Consider the following 19,274-nt stretch of genomic DNA (forward strand, 5'->3'; position numbering starts at 1 on the left):
TCCAATTATTCATTTGTTGAGTTAGGACTATTTTCTTCACGTATAACATTTTGATCATTCTGCCAAAAGTCGAAAAAATTAAACCACTGATTAGGGTATGCTAAACAATGATGCTCTAAACGTTGGGCATATTTATTAACCACCGCAGTAAGTGATGCTTGTCTATCTTTACGAGAAAACTTTAAACTGTCAGCAACATGCTCAAATATAATCCGATAGTTGTTTTGCTCTTTTAAACAAAATAAGAAATACACTGGACAGTCTAGAATAGATGCCAAAATAAAAGCACCTTGTGAAAAAGCTGCTGGCTCACCTAAAAATGGACTATAAATGACTCGTCCTTGCGAAGTTACGCTAGTGCGATCGCCGGCAATTACTAAAATTTCACCATTATCAATACGTTCTTTAATTAAAATAGCTAAATCTGCACCAACATGAGTTGCTTGAATTAAATCAACATTTGAGTCTGCATTAATTTTTTTCATCACTTTGTTGAATTCAACCGCGTGATGAGTGAATACTAATACGTTGATACGAGTTTGATAACGGCCATGACCAAGTGCTCGACATACCTCTAAATTACCCAGGTGCGAGCCAATAAAAACCGCTCCTTGTTGCTTTTCTTGTAATTCTATAATTGGATGACCTTCACTATAAATTACACGGTCAGGCGTAATACGGCCCATCCAAGCATCTATTTTATCGAAAGCACTTTGGGCAAAACTATAAAAATGCGCAATGCCGATGCGGTGGGTAAAGGTTTGAGATGAATTTTTAACGGCAAATATCCGTTGCCAATATTCCTTAGAGGCTTGCTTACTTGCACCGCCCGTAAAGTATAAATAAGCCACCACTGGATAGAGAAAAAACGACAATATCCTACGACCAAATAGTCGGTAAACAAATAACAATATTTGAATGCCGACATAGGTGCCACGCTCTTGGATTTTAGACCAATGTTTAGTTTCTGCCATTGCGTTAATTCAACTTTCTTAACAGTAAACTAGGTATGCGTATTAACATGCCAAAAAATAATCGTGTATGCATCCAAGAAATTAATAAATTATCTTCTAATGCTCTAAAGTGCGACACGCCATGCTCTGGATAATCTACTGCGGTATCTATAAATCGAAGTTCAATATTACGCCAAAAGAGCCGTACCATAACTTCAATATCAAAATCCATCCGTTTGCCAAGCTTTTGCTGCTTTATCAACCCAACAGTAGCCGTTAAAGGATAAACACGATAGCCACACATGGTATCTTTAATTTTAAATGATAAGGTTTCAATCCAAACCCAGAAGTGGGTGATATTACGTGCGTAATATCGATGTTTAGGGATCGATTCATCATAAATAGGTTTGCCACTGATCAGTGCTTGGGGATATTTTTTAGACTCGCTAAGTAGCTTTTCGACATCATTCAAATCATGCTGCCCATCAGCATCAACTTGTAAGGCATGGCTATAACCTTGTGCATATGCTGCAGATAAGCCGGTTTGCACTGCGCCACCTTTGCCTTGATTAATTTGATGTTCGATCACACTTAAGCAATCGTACTTAGCCGCTAAATCTTGAAAAAGCTGTTTGGCTTGTTCATGACTAGCATCGTTAACCATAATGATAGGTAATTCAAACTGGCACAAAGTTGTTATTAATTCATCTAACAAAATCGTATGATTATAGTTAGGAATAACAATACAATAGCTCACTCCATTTCCTCAAAAACAATTCTGCCTGAAGCATGTTGCCCTTTATCAGAAGCATAGGAAAATAAGACTTTATTACTGGATTTTTGGGTTAAGGTTAAATTAAGTTCTTGCCCAGGAATAATAACCACTTGAAACTTAAGCACTTCAATATTTTTAACATCTAGTGCTGTAAGCGAAAAATATTGCTTCGCATACTCAACAGCCCAATGCAGTTGTACAACGCCAGCCAAAATAGGGGCATTAGGAAAATGTCCAGCAAAGTAATCTAAATCCTTCGGGATCAATAACTGTAATGTAATTTGGCTCTCATCAATATTATCTGTTAAGACTTCAGGCCAAATTTTTACTAACTCGTTATGCGCGCCCACAACATTAGTCAAACAACTTCTCCAAATCACTTAATACCAGTTTTCCCTGCGAATTATACGGGAATTCAGTTAAATATCGCCACTTTTTTGGTAAACAAATACGTTCGATATCACTCAGCAAATGCTGTTTTAACATATTGTTAAAAGCCAATTTACCATTCTCGAGTAAACTTTCTTGCCCGTCAGTGGTTAACACCAAAACTGCGGCCAAAATTGTTCGCGCACTATCAGAACGATTAGTGATGACAAGGATTCGAGCTTCTGCGATCCAGCGATGTAAAACTAATTGTCGTTCTATTTGATTAAGGTTCACTCTTTTTTCTTCAATTTTAACCGTTCTATCAACACGGCCTTTTAAAAGAAAATGTCTTGCATCTAGCAGTTCAACTTTATCGTCTGTTAAGTAGGGTTGCTCTACAACATAGGGCGAAAATATTGCTAAACGTTGACTATCCGCCGATGTTTGCAACTTAATATTAGGAAACGCCTGCCACGGCTCGTCAACTGAGCGTTGACCACAACGCCATGCAATGCCACCAGTTTCTGTACTACCATATACTTCTGTCGGTGCAATATTCATTTGCTGCAACAGAGCTTGACTGGTCGTTAAAGACAGTAAACCACCTGAACTAAAAATACCTTTAAATGTTTGCGAGTAGGGTGCTAAAACATTATCAAGTGCCAACCTTTGTAGGTGCGCAGGACTTGAAACCAGTATGCCATTAGCCATTTTTTCGGGGTTATTCTCTGCTAACTCATCAAATATGCGGCCAATATGTTCCGGGTATTCAAAGGTTTGATTAACTATCGTTTTACCTAACAATAATGGCACTAATACTTTAAATAACAGTCCATAAATATGTTGATGAGATACCGTACTAACAATGATATTACTTGTTTGATAAAGCTTGGAAAATTCACTTTTTAAAGCAGCTATTTCTAAAGTTAATTGCTGACAATGCTTATGAATTGCTTTCGCTTCTCCTGTTGAACCAGAAGTATAAAAGGTAATGTTACCAATAAATAACTTAAAAAATTGCTCTCGTGTTAAACATTGAGGACTAACGTCCTGTTGCTCAGCCATCAATACAGCTATTTGTGGTTTGCCTGATAATATGATGGATCCTGCGGTTGCATCACATTGTGAAGCTAGTTGATCTAGAGTACCTGATTGGGCATTAGGAGGCAGTAACACATGTCTGTTTTCAAAAATAAGCGCAAATAGCCAAACTGAAAATTGATAACTGTCTGTATTAAAAAGTAACACTCGTTTAGCGTCTGTTTGCTTAACAGCTACCTGGGCTTGTGTAACATCTTGGCAAAATTGTTTAAAAGTAATGTGATGACCATCACAATAAAAACAAACATCACTCATCACTTGTAGCGCTCTCAGCAGTTTTAGAAATACCCGCGCTCATTACTAACTGTTGCTTTTTCACTTTTAAACGCACTAAATATTCAACTAACATTAAAATTCCCATCAGAACATAGGAGATAAAACCATTATAAATCATCCAGCTATCTAACGACATAAACACTGCAGTATATAAAGATACCAAGCCATTAATAATAAAAAACAAACACCACACTAAAGTCACTTTAGCGGTATATTTTATTGCCGAAGGTGGCAGGTTTTTTTCACTCAAGCGAGCAAATGTTTCAATCACGGTTGGCGGCTTGAAATACGAGAATGCAAAAACCATCAACATAGCGAAATTGATTGCTAACGGGTACAGCTTAAAACCAATAATACTATCAGTAAAAGCACTCACTAAAATAGCCACGATACCCAACACTGAAGCCGGTAATAGCCAGGGGAGTTTTTTCAAATTGCTGCGAACTAAAAAAATTCGTAGCAAAACAAAAGCAACTAAAACAATCGCTAAATACCCAGGCTGAAGGTTATTTAAGCCAATATAAACAGCAAAGGGGTACATTAATAGTACCCCCGTTGTTAACGCCGTTATAAAAAACTTCACTAAGCGTTAACCAGTTTTTCAACCTCAACAACCACATCTTCAACCGTGCGCACTTTCTTAAAAGCTTCAGGGTCAATTTTCTTTCCGGTGATCGCTCTTAGCTTAACAACAAGATCAACTGCATCAATACTGTCTAAATCTAAATCTTCATATAGATTGGCTTCTAATAATATTTCAGCTTCATCAACTTCAAAATCGTCTCTAATAATTTCAACTAAGGTTGAAAAAACTTCTTCTCTTGATTGCATAATAATGTCCTTTACAACCTATTTACGCTTTTGCTTGCTTAACAAATGCATAAAGTGCATTAATTGATGAAAAATGCTGTTTAGTTTCTTCTGAGTTAGCATCAATTTTAACGTTATACGTTTTCTTAATAGCTAACCCTAATTCTAACGCGTCAATACTGTCCAAGCCTAAACCATCAATAAATAGAGCTTCATCGTCTTGAATGTCATTTATTTCAATATCTTCTAAATCTAAGGTATCAATAATTAATTGCTTTAGTTCTATCTTTAAATCAGCCATATTTGCTGAGTTCCTCTCTAAAAAAATCTTCCAAATCTCGATTATATTGCCGAACATCTTTGGAGGTTTGTGAAACATTATTTTTCGGCAAATTAGGTGAGTGTTCGACAACCATTGCTGAGAAATGCGCTTTCGTTTTCGGTATTCTATACCAAGGTACGTTTTTTGTTAATGTTGACGGAATGACTTTTAACATCACCGAAGTTACTTTTGCCTGACACCGAATAGCAATATTCGCTGCACCACGTTGAAACCGTAAATTTTCTTCTGGTTTTGTCCGCGTACCTTGCGGAAAAATGATCAAATTATTACCCGCTTTCAAAGACGCTTCGCAGTCCTGAAGTAGTCCTTCAGGGTCAGCATTGCTAATATATCCGGTGTTACTCACAACACCTTTTAAAAACATGTTTTTAAACAAATGAGTTTTCACTACGCAATCCGCATTAGGGATCATAGATATCAGTACAACTACATCGATTAAAGAGGGGTGATTCGCCATAACCAAATGACCATTAAGCAACCTCAATTGCTGTGCTTGCTGCAAGTTAAACTTGAATATCCCGACAAACTGCATAAAAGCTATAAAAAACTTAAAGGTATGATGAACCGTTTTTCTTGCTAATGCTTTTTGCGCTTTTGTATCTTTTATAACTAAACGCTGAAGAGGAAAAACAATCACTGACAGCAACAAGCCGCCAACACCAAATAGTGCAAAGCAGATCCCCGTAGCAATAACACGCCAAAAATAATTAAACTGTTGTGTCATGCTTACTCAAAAACCATTTATAATTGCTGCTCGACAGCACTGTTTCCTGCTGTTGACTATTATACCACTGCGAAAATAGTAATGAAGCAGGCATACTATTAGTTGTCGCTGACTGTCGGCAGTACTCAAAATTAAAAGTAATCTGCTGCTCATCTGCAGCTAACTTTTGCTCTGATGGTAGTGAGACAACCATAGCGATAGCATGCGACAACTGCTGTTCATCCTGAAAACCAAGGTACGTTTTTGGCAATTGTTGATCGGCATAAATAAAAAGTACTTCTTCTGCGATACCTGACTTTAAACGCGCATAAACATCAATTAAGCCCATCATAAAACTATCTTGGCCAGCAGAAATAGCATTAATGGCTTGTTTATTATTGGTTAATATACTGAATAAACTTGGAATTGCGTTATGTACAGATAGACCAAAAGCGGTTGGCGACAAAGCATTTTTATCCGCTAAATCGGCTAACAGTTTCGACGTTTTTGGCAAGTCACCGTGACGACTAGAGAACACAATTGGGAGATCTTTTGTAATCTCACTAACGGCATTATTGGCAACCAATAATGCCATTTTCGCAAACGGGCTTAAGCGTCGTCTTTGCATCGCTGGTACAAAATCTAATTTCGGCCAAGTAATTTCATCTTCACCCAATAAAATCGCTTGTTCTATAGTCAATTCATCACAATGAGCATACCAATCATTTAAATGACGTATATTGACATTCATGGCAATTCCCTGTGATAACTAGCAACTAAAAATAAGGTCGGAAATGTTATACAATAGGTGCCGACAAAGCAATTAAAACAGTTGTTTAAATTAAAAACTTCTGCTCATACTAATACGATAAAAATTACTTAATGCTACGGAGTGCTCGATTGCCTAATATTTTGCAAATAAAAGCTGGCGATTTAAACAGCGTATTGAAAGCGAAAAGCCCTTATATTGTTTTATGTAGTTGTAATAACATCAATGAACGCAATTTGAATACACTGGCGAATCAGCTACTGTTTGATAATGAGCTAGAGGCTTTTGAAGCAAGAAAAAAGCTATCAGCAAAAAAAGAATACATTACAAGTCGCTTTTTAATTAAAACTATTATTAGCCATCACTTCAACATTTCGTATCACACCATACGACTTTGTTTCAATCACAACCTAAAAAAGCTGCAAGCTATAGTGAACAATCAACCATTGCCGATCAGCATTTCCTTAGCACATTCAAAAGGTATGGTTTTTTTTGTCATCAACGAAGAAAATGTTTTACTCGGCGTTGATGTTGAATATCAAGATAGCGATAGAGATATTACCGCCGTATCTGAAAGCTATTTTCACCCTAGTGAAACTAAAAGCCTTACAAAAAATGACCACACTAGATTCTACCAATTGTGGACCTTAAAAGAGTCACTGGCAAAAGCTACAGGACAGTCTATTTTTGAGTTACTCGGTCAGAACACAATACAAATTATAAAAAACTTTCATTATCAATTAGGTCTGCATGATGGCTTTCAATACGCGGTACTGCAAAACCGTAAAGTACTCCCATCATCTGGCTATTTATTAAATTTAGAGAGCGCGCTACTACATTATGCTGAATAAACTACTAACGCTTTATCGAGAGCACCTACTGTTACGTTGGTTATGGTGGCTTGCTGTTATTATACCTGGTATACCCTTTATTTTGTTTTCTGTTGGTTTTCAGTTATACGCGCACTGGCCTAGGGATTATAGTGATATTACAGCTATTCACTTGAATCAAAATACGCAATATTTATCGCTCTCTGCGCACGGCGTTAAAGACAACCCAACAAGTTGGAGTAACGAACTACAAGACATTATTAAAAATAGCCAACAATTTACAAAGCTATCAAAAGCGCAAATAAGTTTAGGTTGGCAGCCATATTCTGACAACGCCTTAGTGTGCTCAGTAACAGGAAAAAACATAGGTAAAGAGCTTGCCCAAAAAATAGTACTGCTCCCCAAGTTACAGGCCATTCACCTAATAGGTCATAGCTGTGGAGCATTTGTTATTTATGGGCTATGCGAACAATTAAAAAAGGTCAAACCAGCAATAAAAGTTCAAACAACCTACCTAGATCCTGTCTCTATTTATTCTGGTGTTTTTTGGCGTTATGGTGTTGATAAATTTGGTGATTGCGCAGACTTTAGCGATAGCTATATCGATACAAAAGACGGCGTTCCTGGTAGTAATGAAAAGCTGATTAATGCTTATACCTTTGACGTTACAGACCTTAGATTAGACAAAAATCTTCCCTATGCCCCACATGCTTGGCCAACACACTTTTATCTTAATGCTTATAAAAGCAACCAAGTACCAATTTACTATAATCGCCAACAAGAGCTAGATATTCGCTTTGACATGAATAAATTAGTCAAGTGGTAAGCATTAGTGTGGGAAAAGGAAACTTAGTCGAAATGACGAATATGAATAGATTAATGTTGAGTAGCTGAAAATGGCTAATAACAACCATGTGATCATGACATATTGCTCGTATTAAGCATAAGCGATAAACAAGCTATCATTTATCACTTATGCTCTATTATAACGACTATTTAGTAACGTTTTGTACGTCAATAGCACGTAATAAGTTAGTTACCCAATTCGCATATTGACGATGAATTTTTTGTCCGTCATATTTTAAATTAACTGAACTTTGATAAGTTACAGTTAAATTTTTATCATCATGTTTAATCAGAACAACTAGCTGGTGTTTACGAATATCTAATGTCGCTAGAATTTCGCCTTCAGATTTTATTTTCGTTTTCCAACCAAGTGATGCTGCAGCCCTAACAATAGAGCGTTCTATATCTTTAACCGTACTAATTTCAGTACCTGATTTTGCAACAGGTTGGTCAACATACTGCGGCACAGGGATTGTTGACTTACAGCCAACCAATACAACTAAAGCTAAACTCAGTAAAATAACGTAAAACTTTTTCATTCTAAATTCCTTATCAATTTTAAAGCATTGAATTACATATGATCCAGAGCTTCAATTGTCGCAGCTTGTTGTTTATCTACGCCTTTCAATTTCCATTCAGGTAAGTATTTATTCATTTTTGAGCTAATGCTATTAGCATTGCTAGCCGCCCATGCTTTTGCTTTAGCACCGCCTTGAACAAACTGACTATCCTCAAGCATTTCTTTAAAATCTTTCGAGTCGTACTTAAATTTACCCGAATCGTCATTTCTAACTGGATGCATCGAGAAGCGTGCTTTCCAAAATCCCATTCTTGGGCTAACAACAGTATAATAGGTTTTACCTTCTAAGAGGTGGGCTTTTAAGAAATCAGCACTTTCCCCAACAACCATAAACATATGCTCGCCTGGTGATGTCATATAGCTTACCTTGGTATCATTAGACACGATACCGATAAACTCAGGAGTACCTGAAGTAACATCATAAACAGACGCTTGAATAGCTTTGCCGATAAAGGCAGAACGAATAAAAACGACTTGTGATTGTCCTGCCACAGCATTGGTTTGTACTTGCTCTGCTGATGGCTCCATTAATGTTGATTGACAGCCACTTAACAATAATAAAAATAACGCACTAACGAGTAGATTTTTAAACATAATTTTCCCTAATAAATTATTATTTTTCCGTCGCGTAATATACCATAACTTCTACTTCACATTGCAAGAAAGTTAGTAGCTAACAGCCTATTAATTTACAATTATTTTACATAAAAACGATAAATTAGAACTTACTTCACAAAATTTGGCCTATGAACTCCCCTTGATATAGCCATTAAAAATCCAAATGATTACATGAGGAGACTAAGCAACATCACCTATCAGCTGACTAACGCAGATGTAAATTAGTCGCATTTAGTATTATTTGTTACTATCACCGTATGATAAAAAGCGTTAATGAGAAACGTTTGCAAAGGGAAATAATATGCTACAAGTACTTTTGGTTGATGATGACTCAGAATTTACTGAGGTTGCATGCCAGATAATAGAGTTTATCGGTCACGATGTCTGTGTAGCGGCAAACCTTAAAGAGGCTAAAGAATGGTTAGCACAGCAAAAGTTTGATCATGTGTTACTCGACTTTATGCTGCCAGATGGCAGTGGCTTGCACCTAATTGATTTTATAAATCAAAATGACCTAACACCTTATATTACCTTAATTACTGGTCACCCTTCAGTTAAGGGCATGCTTACCGGCTTATGTGGTCCAAAAGTTAGCTATATTGTTAAACCCTTGCAACGCGAAGATATTGAAGCGACATTAAATAAAAGTAGTAATAAGCCAAAGAAAGCAAAAAGCAATATGCCAACACTACATTTTGGTTGCCTAGTGGGTGAGTCAGCACCTATGCAAGCGCTATACACCATGATTGAACGTGTCGCCAAAACGTCTGCTAATGTTATGTTAATGGGTGAAAGTGGCGTTGGTAAAGAAGTCGTTGCTAATGCTATTCATACTTCTACTGGCGCAACAGACCCTATCGTAGCAACCAATTGCGGAGCTTTATCAAAAGAACTTATTAACAGCGAGCTTTTTGGTCATGAAAAGGGCGCATTTACCGGAGCAGTGGCCCGTAAAGATGGCGTTTTTGTGCGAGCAGGAAATGGCACACTTTTTCTCGATGAAGTTACTGAGATGCCGTTAGATATGCAGCCGAACTTACTACGAGTATTAGAAAATAAACGTGTAATTCCCGTTGGCGGCACACGCGAAATTGCCGTCAATTGCCGTGTGGTATCTGCGACTAATCGAGAAATGTCAGAATTGGCACAGGGTAATATTCTTAGAGAAGATATTTACTACCGCTTAGCCGTTTTTCCGATCAACATTCCACCATTGAGTGAACGAAAAGAAGATATTCCTTTGCTAGCAGAGGTTTTTCTACAACAGCTCAACAGTGAAAATAATACTGACTTTTCATGGTCTGATGAACAACTCAACATTCTGAAAAATAATGCTTGGCCCGGTAATGTTCGAGAGCTTAGACACGCCATACACCGAGCTTTTATCATGAGCGACCCTGCAAGTAAAACGATACAATTACCCGATAGTTTTATCTCACCATTTGCCTCGAAAACTAAAGCGTCTTCAGCAATATCCGCCGGGCAAACCATTGAAGACCTTGAAAAAGAACTCATTCGTGTAACACTGAATAAAGTTGACGGTAACAAAACACAAGCAGCTGAAATGTTAGGTATTAGTACAAAAACACTGTACAACAGGTTACACGCTTATGGTGACTTTAGTGTTTAAGTTTTTCCTATATCAATGCTTTTTAAAGACAGAAAGGAAAGAACAAAGTGAATCAAGCAGATAATGATATCAACCAACTGATACATGATACCCGAGGCCCACTCAATAGAATTTCCATGCAAGCGGAACTGATAAAAATGGTCTTAGAAAATGATATGCCAAAGGAAAAAGCCTTAGTAGCAGTTAATAAAATTATTATGGCTTGCCAAGATTGTAGTAAAAGCTTGCAGGATATTACTGAGTTTTTACAAGCCAAGTAATAAACCGCTAAAACGATAACTCGACAGTTTTTAAACCAAAGTGAGTAGCTATGCCGATTAAAAAGCTTTTTGAAAACGCAGTATTCAACTGGGTTTTAATTTCCTCTATTGTTATATTGATGATCATTACTAATGGTATTTTAGCGTTAAAAACCATTGAAGATTTATCTTCCACCCAAAGTAGCTTATATAATACTGGCGATATCATTGTTGAGTTGGATGATTTACATAACTTAGTACTAATGGCTGAAACCGGCCAGCGAGGTTATTTACTAACCGAGATAGAAGAGTATTTAACGCCTTACGAAGATGCTTTAGGCCGCTTAAGTGTCCAACTTACTGACACTAAAAAACTACGCTCTGAAGTACCCGGACAAGCAAAGCGCATTGCCTCATTAATAGTTCTTGTTGAACAAAAAATACAAGAGTTAAGAACAACCGTCGACTTAGCATTAGCTGACAAAGAAAAGCGCGCATTAAAACAAGTAATGACCGGCAGGGGCCGAGATCTTTACAAAGAGTTAAGAGCTGAATTTGAACAGATAAAAAACCTTGAAATAAACTACCGAAATTCTTTATTTACTGTACTTTCTGTCGTTGAACGCGAAGCTAAAGTTACCTTTATAATTTCCGGAATAACCAGCACATTATTGCTATTAGGTTTAGCTTTTTTTGCCCGCTTAAATGCAAGAAGCGAAGCTAAGCATCGCTTGCAACTTGAACAACAAAATGAAGTTTTAGCAGAAAAAGTAACTATGCGTACCAAAGAGCTCACACTTTACTCAGATGAGTTATCACGTAGTAACCGAGAATTAGAAGACTTCGCTTTTGTCGCCTCGCATGACCTGCAAGAACCGCTACGAAAAATTCGCGCTTTTGGCGACCGATTGCGGAGCAGTTATAGTCAATCACTCGATGAAAGGGGTGCTGACTACATCGACAGGATGGGTAATGCAGCAGAGCGCATGTCGAACCTTATTAATGACTTACTTGAGTTCTCTCGTATTTCTACCCGTGGAAAGCCATTTGTCGACGTTGCATTACAACCGGTTATTGAAAGTATCATTGATGACCTTGAAGTCAGTATCGAAGAAAGTGACGCTAGTATAGTGTTAGGGTCTCTACCTATTATCAATGCAGACCCTAGCCAAATGCACCACCTTTTCATCAACTTAATTTCTAACGCAATTAAATTTCGACAATCTGATATTAAACCTGTGGTTGAAATACAAGCTTATCAAGAAGAAATAGGCCAAGAACTCTCACATATTATTACGATAAAAGATAACGGCATTGGTTTTGAACAAGAGTTTGCTGACAAAATTTTTGTTCCTTTTCAGCGCTTACATGCCAGGGCTGAGTATAAAGGTACCGGTATAGGTTTAGCCATTTGCCGGCGCATAGTAGAACGTCATGGCGGTAAAATATCAGCCTTAAGTGAACTAGGTAATGGCACACTATTCAGGATAGAAATCCCAGTTGATAATACTTTAATAAATATAATTGGAGAGAATGCAAATGTACAACAGTAACGCCAAGCCCATTACTATTTTAATGGCTGATGATGACGAAGATGACCGCATATTAACTCAAGACGCGTTAAAAGAGAGCCGAGTAAGAAACTCTCTATTTTGCGTCGAAGATGGTGTAGAGCTGCTTGAATATTTACGCCGCGAAGGTAAGTATAGTGATGAAAAAAAATCCCCTAGACCTGGCTTAATATTGCTTGATCTTAACATGCCTAGAAAGGATGGCCGTGAAGCACTAAAAGAAATTAAAGCCGATCCAGAACTAAAAAATATCCCCGTTGTTATTCTCACTACCTCAGTACAAGAAGAAGATAAAGTTAAAGGCTATAATTTAGGCGCTGCATCTTATATAGCTAAGCCAGTAAATTTTGAAGGTTTAGTAGAACTAATGAAAGTACTAGGTCGATATTGGATAGAGTTTGTTGAACTCCCCAATGAATAAATTTTCCCAAAAATAATATTAAGATATCAAGCATATGGCAGATAAAATCGCTCGAGTTCTCCTCGTTGAAGATGACGAAGATGATTATATTCTTACCAGTGACTACCTTAGGCAGTTAGACTCGCACCAGTTCGAGATTGATTGGGTTACTACCCCAACAAAAGCACTTGAGCAACTAAGTTTAGGTAAGCATGATATCTGCCTGCTCGATTATCAACTGGGTGCTTATAATGGCTTGACAGTACTAGAAAAAGCCTCAAAGAATGGCTGTTCTATCCCTATTATTATGCTGACAGGACAATCTGATGACACTTTAGATCAGTCTGCGCTAGCCGCAGGCGCGGTTGATTATTTAGTTAAAGGTGAAATTACCACTTCACGCTTTGCCCGCGCTATACGGTACGCTTTAGCGCGGCAAGAAATTGAAAATGAACGCCTTGAGCGCATTAATGCTGAAACTCGGAATCAATCTAAAGATCGCTTTCTAGCGCATTTAAGCCATGAACTTCGTACACCGTTAACCTCAATTCTTGGTTATACCGAAATATTACTAAACGACAATAAAGCACCAAACGCAAAAGCAGAACTCAATATCATTTTAAATAATGGTCGGCACTTACTCGGTTTACTAAACAATGTGCTAGATCTATCTAAAATTGCCGTCGGTAAGCTTGAACATAATATTGAAGCAATACCACTCGATAGCTTTATTGCAGATATTTTTTCTTTAATGAAAGTACATGCTTGCGAAAAAGCACTTGAGTTGGTTTTACACGCAAATACACCACTACCATTATCTATTCAAACTGACGCAGTGCGATTACGGCAAGTACTCATAAATTTAATTCATAACGGCATTAAATTTACCGAGCAGGGTCAAGTTATACTCATGATCAGCATAGTCATCGTTAATAATAAAGAAATGCTCAGTTTTACCGTTTCTGACACTGGCCAAGGCATCCCAAAAAGTATGCTAGCAACAATCTTTAAACCATTTGAACAAGTTGAAGATATAATTTCGAGAAAAGAGCAAGGAGCCGGTTTAGGGTTATCAATTTGCTCAGAGCTAGTTAAGCACATGGGAGGCACCATTGAAGTCACATCAGAACTTAACAGCGGTAGTCAATTTACCTTCAGCATTGACCCTGGCGATATTACCACGCAACCACGCACCATAATTACCTTTGACCAACAGCACTCATCAAACGCCAAACTGGCTCTTCCTCAATTACAGGGACGAGTTTTAGTGGTTGATGATATGGATGATATTCGCCTACTGATCGGTCATAACTGCCAATCGTTTGGCTTAACGGTTAGCTATGCTTCAAATGGCTTACAAGCACTTGAACAGTGTAAATTAGCAGACAGCCAAGACGCATCATTCGACCTGATTCTAATGGATATTCATATGCCTGAATTAGACGGTAAACGGGCGATAAAGGCGCTAAGAAAATTAGCTTTTAATAAGCCGATCATCGCAATTACTGCCGCGACAATGAAAGGTGTAAAACAAGAGTTAATGGCCATAGGCTTTAACCTAATTGTACCTAAACCGATTGACAAAGCTGAACTCTATCGAGGCTTAGCAAGTTATCTTAACCTTAAAGAGCAAAGCACTTGCAGCCACGTTGATGCGATAAAAGATAATAACTCTGCCGAACCACAACAACGTATTATGGTGGTTGAAGACGATAACGATGCTGCTGATATTACCGTACTCTTACTTGAGTCACTGGGCGCTAAAGCGGTAAAAGCCAACAGCGCTAAACAATGCCAAGCGTTGCTTAGCACAGAAAAAAATTGGAGCAAAATATTACTTGATTTACATCTGCCTGATGCCGACGGGCTGGCATTAGCTCGCACTATTCAGCACGCGTACCCTGAAGTAGAACTGATACTTGTCAGTGGTGCAACCGTGGCTGAACAAAGCTTAGAACAAGCAGGCATCACTCAAGCGATATTAAAGCCAGTAAATCGTGACATTCTACAAAACCTACTCACTAAACTTTAACTCGCCACAAACCATTTTATGGTGCTTGGTGCACCATAAAAAAATTACTCTACACCGTGTAATTTTTGCCAACTCATCAAATTTTAATTTGTTTTTAACGTATAAAAAATTACAAAAAAAACAAATAAACCAATAAAAACAGAAAGATACAAAATCAACAACTAATTGGTACATATATCGCTTAGCTATAAACAGTTAATCAATAATAGAGGTACCAACATGGATATTTTTGCCGCTTTGCGCAGCGATCATGAAAAACAACGCTTATTGATGAAGATGCTCGTAGAAACCACAGGGGATTCTGCTAGTCGTCGAGACTTTTTCATCGACCTAAAACGACAGTTATCCCAACACTCTCTTGCCGAAGAGCGCCACTTTTACGCACCTTTGATGAAACGTGATAACACCATTGAATTAGCTCGGCACGCTATTGCTGAGCATCACGAAATAGACGAGTTTCTAGCACAATTAGAGCAAACTGATATGGACTCTTCTGCTTGGCTAAAAATTATGAAGGCCTTACAACATAAAGTACTTCATCACTTAGCTGAAGAAGAAAGAGAGTTTTTTCAACAAGCAGGTAAACAGCTTAGCACAACAGAAAAAACTAAACTTGCGGTGAAGTATCAAGCTGAAATGAGCCATTAAACCACACCTCACACTTGCGCTAGTCGCTGCCATTTAGCAGCGACTTACTAATGAGAAAATTATGATCAAGCCAGTAGTATTCTTTTACAATAAATCATCTCTTATCAGAAGCTTAACATGCCAAAAAGCATTGCTGACCACAATCGCTATTTTTCTTGTTAGCTTCAATATAAATGCACAACAAAAAGATATTGCCAGCAATACAGTATCAATATTTGATGATCGTGCAGAGTCCGTTAATGAGGCAGTAGCCAACCCCTTTGCTTTATCGCAGCATCGACTAAACTATATATTGCCATTTACCTATGTCAGTGATCCCAACACACTAAGTGCTAGCGGTTTAAATACTGAGAATGTTGATCATATGGAAGCCAAATATCAAATCAGCGTAAAACTACCTATTTATCAGGAAAGCGCTAGTAGCTCGGGGCTTTACATGGGCTTTACCGCGGTGTCTTATTGGCAAGTTTATAACAGTGAAGCCTCGAAACCGTTTCGAGAAACAAACTATGAACCTGAGTTGTTTTACGCTTGGAGAAATCAACTCACTTTTGCCGGATTTAAGTTTAACCAAATTCGCTTGGGGTTAAGCCATCAATCAAATGGCCAAAGCGGTTTACGGTCTCGCAGCTGGAATCGACTATTTGCTTCAGCCATGTTTAGCGACGATGACTCTTTTTATCACATTAAAGCTTGGTACCGTATCAAGGAAGATAGAAAAGAAGACCCCTTTGACTCCAGTGGTGATGATAACCCTGACATCACTACATTTATGGGCCATACCGAATTTGGTTATGGCACTAAGTTAGGTAAATTCAACATTATGGCGTTAGTAAGAAATAACCTTAAAACCAGTGATAACAAAGGTAGTTTCGAGCTTAACTTGTCTTATCCTATCAGCACAAGATACGACTTTTTATTGCAATATTTTAATGGTTACGGCGATTCGCTGGTGGACTATAACCGCCACCAAGAGCGCATAGGTGTTGGTATTCAGCTTAAATTTATCTAGTAACGCATTCAACGATAACAAATTGGAGCAGCTTTATGTTCATTGTAAAATATTACATTGCCGGTGCGATCCTTGCTTTTATCTCACTATTGTTTAGCACAAACCTATATATTGGCATTTTTTCGGCATGGGTTGGGCTATCACTAACGCTTGTCAGCCTAGCTTATATTTTCGATTTACCGTGGATTTTTAGAAAAAAAACCAATGGCAGTATCCCATTTTATATTCGTTGGCTTTTTGTTCCGTTTTTACTGGGCTCGCAACTATATAATTTTTATGCCAGAAAATATGACAAAGTACCTGCTATACAGAAAATTGATCCGCAGTTATTTCTCGCATGTCGATTGTTTCCTTCAGACATTCCAACGTTGCAAAAATCAGGGGTTAGCGCAATATTAGATGTTACCGCTGAATTTGATGGCCTTGATTGGACAGCAGAAAATGAACAATTAGATTACTTCAACTTACCGGTATTAGATCATAAAAGTCCTAAGTATGAAGAGCTACTTAAAGCCATATATTGGCTTGAAAATCATATTACTCATACTCATGGCGTGGTTATTCATTGTGCATTAGGCCGTGGCAGATCGGTATTAGTGATGGCAGCTTATTTATTAAGTAAAAACCCATCTTGGTCAGTAAAGCAAGCGTTAGCGAAAATTCAAGGTATACGGGCCACAGCAAACTTAAACAAAGTGCAATTAAAAGCCTTAAAACGATTCCATCAAGAAGGGCTATTTAAACTGCAAACACCATTATGGATAATTGCTAATCCAGTGTCTGGTGGCGGTAAATGGCCAGCAAATAAAGCGGAAGTTATTGAGCGTTTATCGCCTTACTTTTTGCTACATATTCTAGAAACTACTGAACAGACTTCAGCAGCCACATTAACACAACAAGCTATTAGCGACGGTGCAAAAACCATTATCGCCTGTGGTGGTGACGGCACGTTAACCGAAGTCGCTGGTGAGTTAGTTAACACTGACATCTCTATGGGCATATTGCCGATGGGCACAGCCAATGCGCTTGCGCATGTATTGTTAGGTTTTAGCACAAAACTAATACCTGTTGGTGTTGCCTGCGATGTCATTATTACCGGCCAAGTAAAAAAAATTGATAGTGCAAAATGCAACAATGCACTGATGTTGTTATTAGTTGGGTTGGGATTCGAACATAAGATGATCGCTAGTGCGAATCGGGAAGAAAAAGATGTTGGTGGGCAATTTGCCTACTTACAAGCTTTATGGCAAGCCGTTAGCGGTAATAAAGTATCAACATTACAAGTTAGCATTGATGATTTACCCGAAAAAACCATTGAAACAGCAAGCCTAGTTATCGCCAATGCCGCGCCATTTACCACCATATTAGCGCAGGGTGGTGGTGAACCTGATATTAATGACGGTCTGCTCGATATTACCTGGATACCTCGCCAGCAAGACATAACAAATAACGTATTAAGCTTAGCTGAATTAGCGCTTTCGGGCTTATCTGAGCAAGTTAATCCTTTGCAGAGTGAGCATATAAGTGCAAAGAAAGTGGTCATAACAGCCGAACATGAACTTGAATATGTTATTGACGGTGAAGTATTCCATGCCAACGATATACATATTGAGATCATGCCTAAATCATTAAATATTCTCACTAATTAACCACAGTGGTGAGCCACTTAACAACATTGTTATCAATAACTTGGTAAATCAAGACTTATCATTAAGACAAGTTAAATTGCTCGACAGCGAATAACTAGCACGTAAGGATAAAAATGGAACTGATCGAATTAGAAAAATTTTGGCAACTCATTAACGAAAAACTTCAAACTTGGTTAGAAACAGGCATTAAACATGTGCCTAATATCGTTGTCGCGCTTTTAATAGCAATCGTATTCGCTATTATCGCAAGGGTGGTTGGCAAAGTAACTCAAAATATTTTACGAAGAACCTTAGATTCACGACAAATTGCTGACTTACTCTCATCAATAATTAAAGTGTGCGTCTTGTTAGCAGGTATGTTTGTCGCATTAGACTTTGTTGGCCTAAAAGGTACCGTAACTTCACTGCTTGCTGGTGCGGGTATTATAGGCTTAGCCATTGGCTTTGCCTTCCAAGACATGACTGAAAACCTAATAGCGGGTATTGCCATGGGCATCAGAAAACCCTTTCAAATTGGCGATATTATTGAAGCCGATAAGGTTTTTGGTACGGTAAAAACCATCAATTTACGTAATACTCTCGTTGAAACTTTTTTTGGCCAATTAGAAATAATTCCCAATAAAATATTATTTCGAAATATCCTAACTAACTACAGCACAAATGGCATTAGGTGTATTGAAATTCCCGTCGGCATTTCTTACGCTGATGACCCCGAAGTCGCAGCCAAAGTCATTGTTGAGGCATTAAATAACTGTGACTTTGTAATCAAAAAAGAAGAAACCGCCGTATATGCCGAAAGTTTTGGCGATAGTAGTGTTAACTTATTGGTATGGTTCTGGATAAACTATCCTGGTGAAACTGGGTTTATGCAAGCAAGGCACACTGGCTTGGCAACAATAAAAACCGCGTTAGAGCAGGCTGATATATTAATACCATTCCCAATTAGAACTCTCGATTTTGGCGCCAAAGGTGGTGAGAAACTTAATACCATGTGGCAGAAAAAAGCTAATATTGCAGGAGAAAAGGAGGAGGGAAGTGAAAACCAAACCAGCCCTGACTCAGATACTGCTAGTGATGAAGGTAGTATAGAAAAATAAGGGATTTAATCTCGCAAGCGGTA

22 protein-coding genes are annotated in these 19,274 nt (G+C 38.0%); 11 read left to right on the forward strand and 11 right to left on the reverse strand.

Features of this window, described 5'->3' with window-relative positions:
* Positions 1-5: 5 nt before the first annotated feature.
* Genes B0169_RS02805 through B0169_RS02845 form a run of 9 tightly spaced genes read right to left on the reverse strand, consistent with a single transcriptional unit; the run spans position 6 to position 6,081 of the window.
* Positions 6-974, reverse strand: a complete 969-nt coding sequence (locus B0169_RS02805) for an LpxL/LpxP family acyltransferase (RefSeq protein WP_077284410.1) — start codon at positions 972-974, stop codon at positions 6-8.
* A 4-nt stretch (positions 975-978) separates the two neighbouring features.
* The gene (locus B0169_RS02810) at positions 979-1,710 is read right to left on the reverse strand and encodes a glycosyltransferase family 2 protein (protein WP_077284411.1); all 732 of its coding nucleotides are present in this window, start codon (positions 1,708-1,710) and stop codon (positions 979-981) included.
* The gene (locus B0169_RS02815; RefSeq protein WP_235838445.1) at positions 1,707-2,090 is read right to left on the reverse strand and encodes an ApeI family dehydratase; all 384 of its coding nucleotides are present in this window, start codon (positions 2,088-2,090) and stop codon (positions 1,707-1,709) included. The genes B0169_RS02810 and B0169_RS02815 overlap by 4 nt, the downstream gene beginning before the upstream one ends.
* Positions 2,083-3,453 (reverse strand): AMP-binding protein, encoded by a 1,371-nt coding sequence (locus tag B0169_RS02820; RefSeq protein WP_077284412.1) that lies wholly within the window; start codon positions 3,451-3,453, stop codon positions 2,083-2,085. Before B0169_RS02820 ends, B0169_RS02815 begins: the two co-directional genes overlap by 8 nt.
* Positions 3,446-4,057 (reverse strand): COG4648 family protein, encoded by a 612-nt coding sequence (locus tag B0169_RS02825; protein WP_235838446.1) that lies wholly within the window; start codon positions 4,055-4,057, stop codon positions 3,446-3,448. The genes B0169_RS02820 and B0169_RS02825 overlap by 8 nt, the downstream gene beginning before the upstream one ends.
* Positions 4,057-4,305: an acyl carrier protein gene (locus B0169_RS02830; protein WP_077284413.1), complete on the reverse strand. Its 249-nt coding sequence runs from the start codon at positions 4,303-4,305 to the stop codon at positions 4,057-4,059. The genes B0169_RS02825 and B0169_RS02830 overlap by 1 nt, the downstream gene beginning before the upstream one ends.
* A 22-nt stretch (positions 4,306-4,327) precedes the next feature.
* Positions 4,328-4,585, reverse strand: a complete 258-nt coding sequence (locus tag B0169_RS02835; RefSeq protein WP_077284414.1) for a phosphopantetheine-binding protein — start codon at positions 4,583-4,585, stop codon at positions 4,328-4,330.
* Positions 4,578-5,351, reverse strand: a complete 774-nt coding sequence (locus tag B0169_RS02840; protein WP_077284415.1) for a lysophospholipid acyltransferase family protein — start codon at positions 5,349-5,351, stop codon at positions 4,578-4,580. Before B0169_RS02840 ends, B0169_RS02835 begins: the two co-directional genes overlap by 8 nt.
* Positions 5,335-6,081 carry a beta-ketoacyl synthase chain length factor gene (locus tag B0169_RS02845; protein WP_077284416.1) on the reverse strand — a complete coding sequence of 249 codons (747 nt, stop codon included), beginning with the start codon at positions 6,079-6,081 and terminating at the stop codon, positions 5,335-5,337. The genes B0169_RS02840 and B0169_RS02845 overlap by 17 nt, the downstream gene beginning before the upstream one ends.
* 149 nt (positions 6,082-6,230) lie before the next feature.
* Here B0169_RS02845 and B0169_RS02850 point away from each other — a divergent pair, with 149 nt between their 5' ends.
* Both B0169_RS02850 and B0169_RS02855 read left to right on the forward strand, forming a co-directional pair.
* Positions 6,231-6,950, forward strand: coding sequence for a 4'-phosphopantetheinyl transferase family protein (locus B0169_RS02850; RefSeq protein ID WP_158077037.1), 720 nt, complete (start codon positions 6,231-6,233; stop codon positions 6,948-6,950).
* Positions 6,940-7,755 (forward strand): hypothetical protein, encoded by an 816-nt coding sequence (locus B0169_RS02855; protein WP_235838447.1) that lies wholly within the window; start codon positions 6,940-6,942, stop codon positions 7,753-7,755. The genes B0169_RS02850 and B0169_RS02855 overlap by 11 nt, the downstream gene beginning before the upstream one ends.
* Positions 7,756-7,921: 166 nt before the next feature.
* Here the strand turns inward: B0169_RS02855 and B0169_RS02860 are convergent, their stop codons facing one another.
* Positions 7,922-8,314 (reverse strand): hypothetical protein, encoded by a 393-nt coding sequence (locus tag B0169_RS02860; RefSeq protein WP_077284418.1) that lies wholly within the window; start codon positions 8,312-8,314, stop codon positions 7,922-7,924.
* Between the two features lie 32 nt (positions 8,315-8,346).
* A complete protein-coding gene (locus B0169_RS02865; RefSeq protein ID WP_077284419.1) occupies positions 8,347-8,949 on the reverse strand; it encodes a hypothetical protein in 603 nt (200 codons plus the stop codon).
* Between the two features lie 325 nt (positions 8,950-9,274).
* On the opposite strand from B0169_RS02865, the gene B0169_RS02870 reads away from it, so the two are divergent.
* From B0169_RS02870 to B0169_RS02915, 9 genes are all read left to right on the forward strand, one after another.
* Positions 9,275-10,603 carry a sigma-54-dependent transcriptional regulator gene (locus B0169_RS02870; RefSeq protein WP_077284420.1) on the forward strand — a complete coding sequence of 443 codons (1,329 nt, stop codon included), beginning with the start codon at positions 9,275-9,277 and terminating at the stop codon, positions 10,601-10,603.
* Positions 10,604-10,650: 47 nt separating this feature from the next.
* Positions 10,651-10,863, forward strand: a complete 213-nt coding sequence (locus tag B0169_RS02875) for a histidine kinase (RefSeq protein ID WP_077284421.1) — start codon at positions 10,651-10,653, stop codon at positions 10,861-10,863.
* Between the two features lie 50 nt (positions 10,864-10,913).
* The gene (locus B0169_RS02880) at positions 10,914-12,395 is read left to right on the forward strand and encodes a sensor histidine kinase (protein ID WP_077284422.1); all 1,482 of its coding nucleotides are present in this window, start codon (positions 10,914-10,916) and stop codon (positions 12,393-12,395) included.
* A complete protein-coding gene (locus B0169_RS02885; RefSeq protein ID WP_077284423.1) occupies positions 12,382-12,834 on the forward strand; it encodes a response regulator in 453 nt (150 codons plus the stop codon). Before B0169_RS02880 ends, B0169_RS02885 begins: the two co-directional genes overlap by 14 nt.
* Before the next feature lie 34 nt (positions 12,835-12,868).
* The gene (locus tag B0169_RS02890; RefSeq protein WP_077284424.1) at positions 12,869-14,845 is read left to right on the forward strand and encodes a hybrid sensor histidine kinase/response regulator; all 1,977 of its coding nucleotides are present in this window, start codon (positions 12,869-12,871) and stop codon (positions 14,843-14,845) included.
* A gap of 219 nt (positions 14,846-15,064) precedes the next feature.
* On the forward strand, positions 15,065-15,493 hold the full coding sequence (locus B0169_RS02900; protein WP_077284426.1) for a hemerythrin domain-containing protein: 429 nt from the start codon (positions 15,065-15,067) through the stop codon (positions 15,491-15,493).
* 61 nt (positions 15,494-15,554) lie between these two features.
* A complete protein-coding gene (locus B0169_RS02905) occupies positions 15,555-16,505 on the forward strand; it encodes a phospholipase A (RefSeq protein WP_077284427.1) in 951 nt (316 codons plus the stop codon).
* Between the two features lie 35 nt (positions 16,506-16,540).
* Positions 16,541-18,154: a diacylglycerol kinase family protein gene (locus tag B0169_RS02910; protein ID WP_077284428.1), complete on the forward strand. Its 1,614-nt coding sequence runs from the start codon at positions 16,541-16,543 to the stop codon at positions 18,152-18,154.
* A gap of 113 nt (positions 18,155-18,267) precedes the next feature.
* Complete coding sequence (locus B0169_RS02915; protein WP_077284429.1) at positions 18,268-19,251, forward strand: mechanosensitive ion channel family protein; 984 nt, start codon at positions 18,268-18,270, stop codon at positions 19,249-19,251.
* The last annotated feature ends 23 nt before the right edge of the window (positions 19,252-19,274 follow it).

The organism is Cognaticolwellia aestuarii, assembly GCF_002000025.1.
In the GTDB taxonomy this organism is placed as follows: domain Bacteria; phylum Pseudomonadota; class Gammaproteobacteria; order Enterobacterales; family Alteromonadaceae; genus Cognaticolwellia; species Cognaticolwellia aestuarii.

Bases quoted from the DNA above. Each gene is read 5' to 3' on its own strand.
- B0169_RS02805 (WP_077284410.1), bottom strand. From the start codon at position 974: ATGGCAGAAACTAAACATTGGTCTAAAATCCAAGAGCGTGGCACCTAT.
- B0169_RS02820 (WP_077284412.1), bottom strand. From the start codon at position 3,453: ATGAGTGATGTTTGTTTTTATTGTGATGGTCATCACATTACTTTTAAA.
- B0169_RS02830 (WP_077284413.1), bottom strand. From the start codon at position 4,305: ATGCAATCAAGAGAAGAAGTTTTTTCAACCTTAGTTGAAATTATTAGA.
- B0169_RS02835 (WP_077284414.1), bottom strand. From the start codon at position 4,585: ATGGCTGATTTAAAGATAGAACTAAAGCAATTAATTATTGATACCTTA.
- B0169_RS02840 (WP_077284415.1), bottom strand. From the start codon at position 5,351: ATGACACAACAGTTTAATTATTTTTGGCGTGTTATTGCTACGGGGATC.
- B0169_RS02845 (WP_077284416.1), bottom strand. From the start codon at position 6,081: ATGAATGTCAATATACGTCATTTAAATGATTGGTATGCTCATTGTGAT.
- B0169_RS02855 (WP_235838447.1), top strand. From the start codon at position 6,940: ATGCTGAATAAACTACTAACGCTTTATCGAGAGCACCTACTGTTACGT.
- B0169_RS02860 (WP_077284418.1), bottom strand. From the start codon at position 8,314: ATGAAAAAGTTTTACGTTATTTTACTGAGTTTAGCTTTAGTTGTATTG.
- B0169_RS02865 (WP_077284419.1), bottom strand. From the start codon at position 8,949: ATGTTTAAAAATCTACTCGTTAGTGCGTTATTTTTATTATTGTTAAGT.
- B0169_RS02870 (WP_077284420.1), top strand. From the start codon at position 9,275: ATGCTACAAGTACTTTTGGTTGATGATGACTCAGAATTTACTGAGGTT.
- B0169_RS02880 (WP_077284422.1), top strand. From the start codon at position 10,914: ATGCCGATTAAAAAGCTTTTTGAAAACGCAGTATTCAACTGGGTTTTA.
- B0169_RS02885 (WP_077284423.1), top strand. From the start codon at position 12,382: ATGTACAACAGTAACGCCAAGCCCATTACTATTTTAATGGCTGATGAT.
- B0169_RS02890 (WP_077284424.1), top strand. From the start codon at position 12,869: ATGGCAGATAAAATCGCTCGAGTTCTCCTCGTTGAAGATGACGAAGAT.
- B0169_RS02900 (WP_077284426.1), top strand. From the start codon at position 15,065: ATGGATATTTTTGCCGCTTTGCGCAGCGATCATGAAAAACAACGCTTA.
- B0169_RS02905 (WP_077284427.1), top strand. From the start codon at position 15,555: ATGATCAAGCCAGTAGTATTCTTTTACAATAAATCATCTCTTATCAGA.
- B0169_RS02910 (WP_077284428.1), top strand. From the start codon at position 16,541: ATGTTCATTGTAAAATATTACATTGCCGGTGCGATCCTTGCTTTTATC.
- B0169_RS02915 (WP_077284429.1), top strand. From the start codon at position 18,268: ATGGAACTGATCGAATTAGAAAAATTTTGGCAACTCATTAACGAAAAA.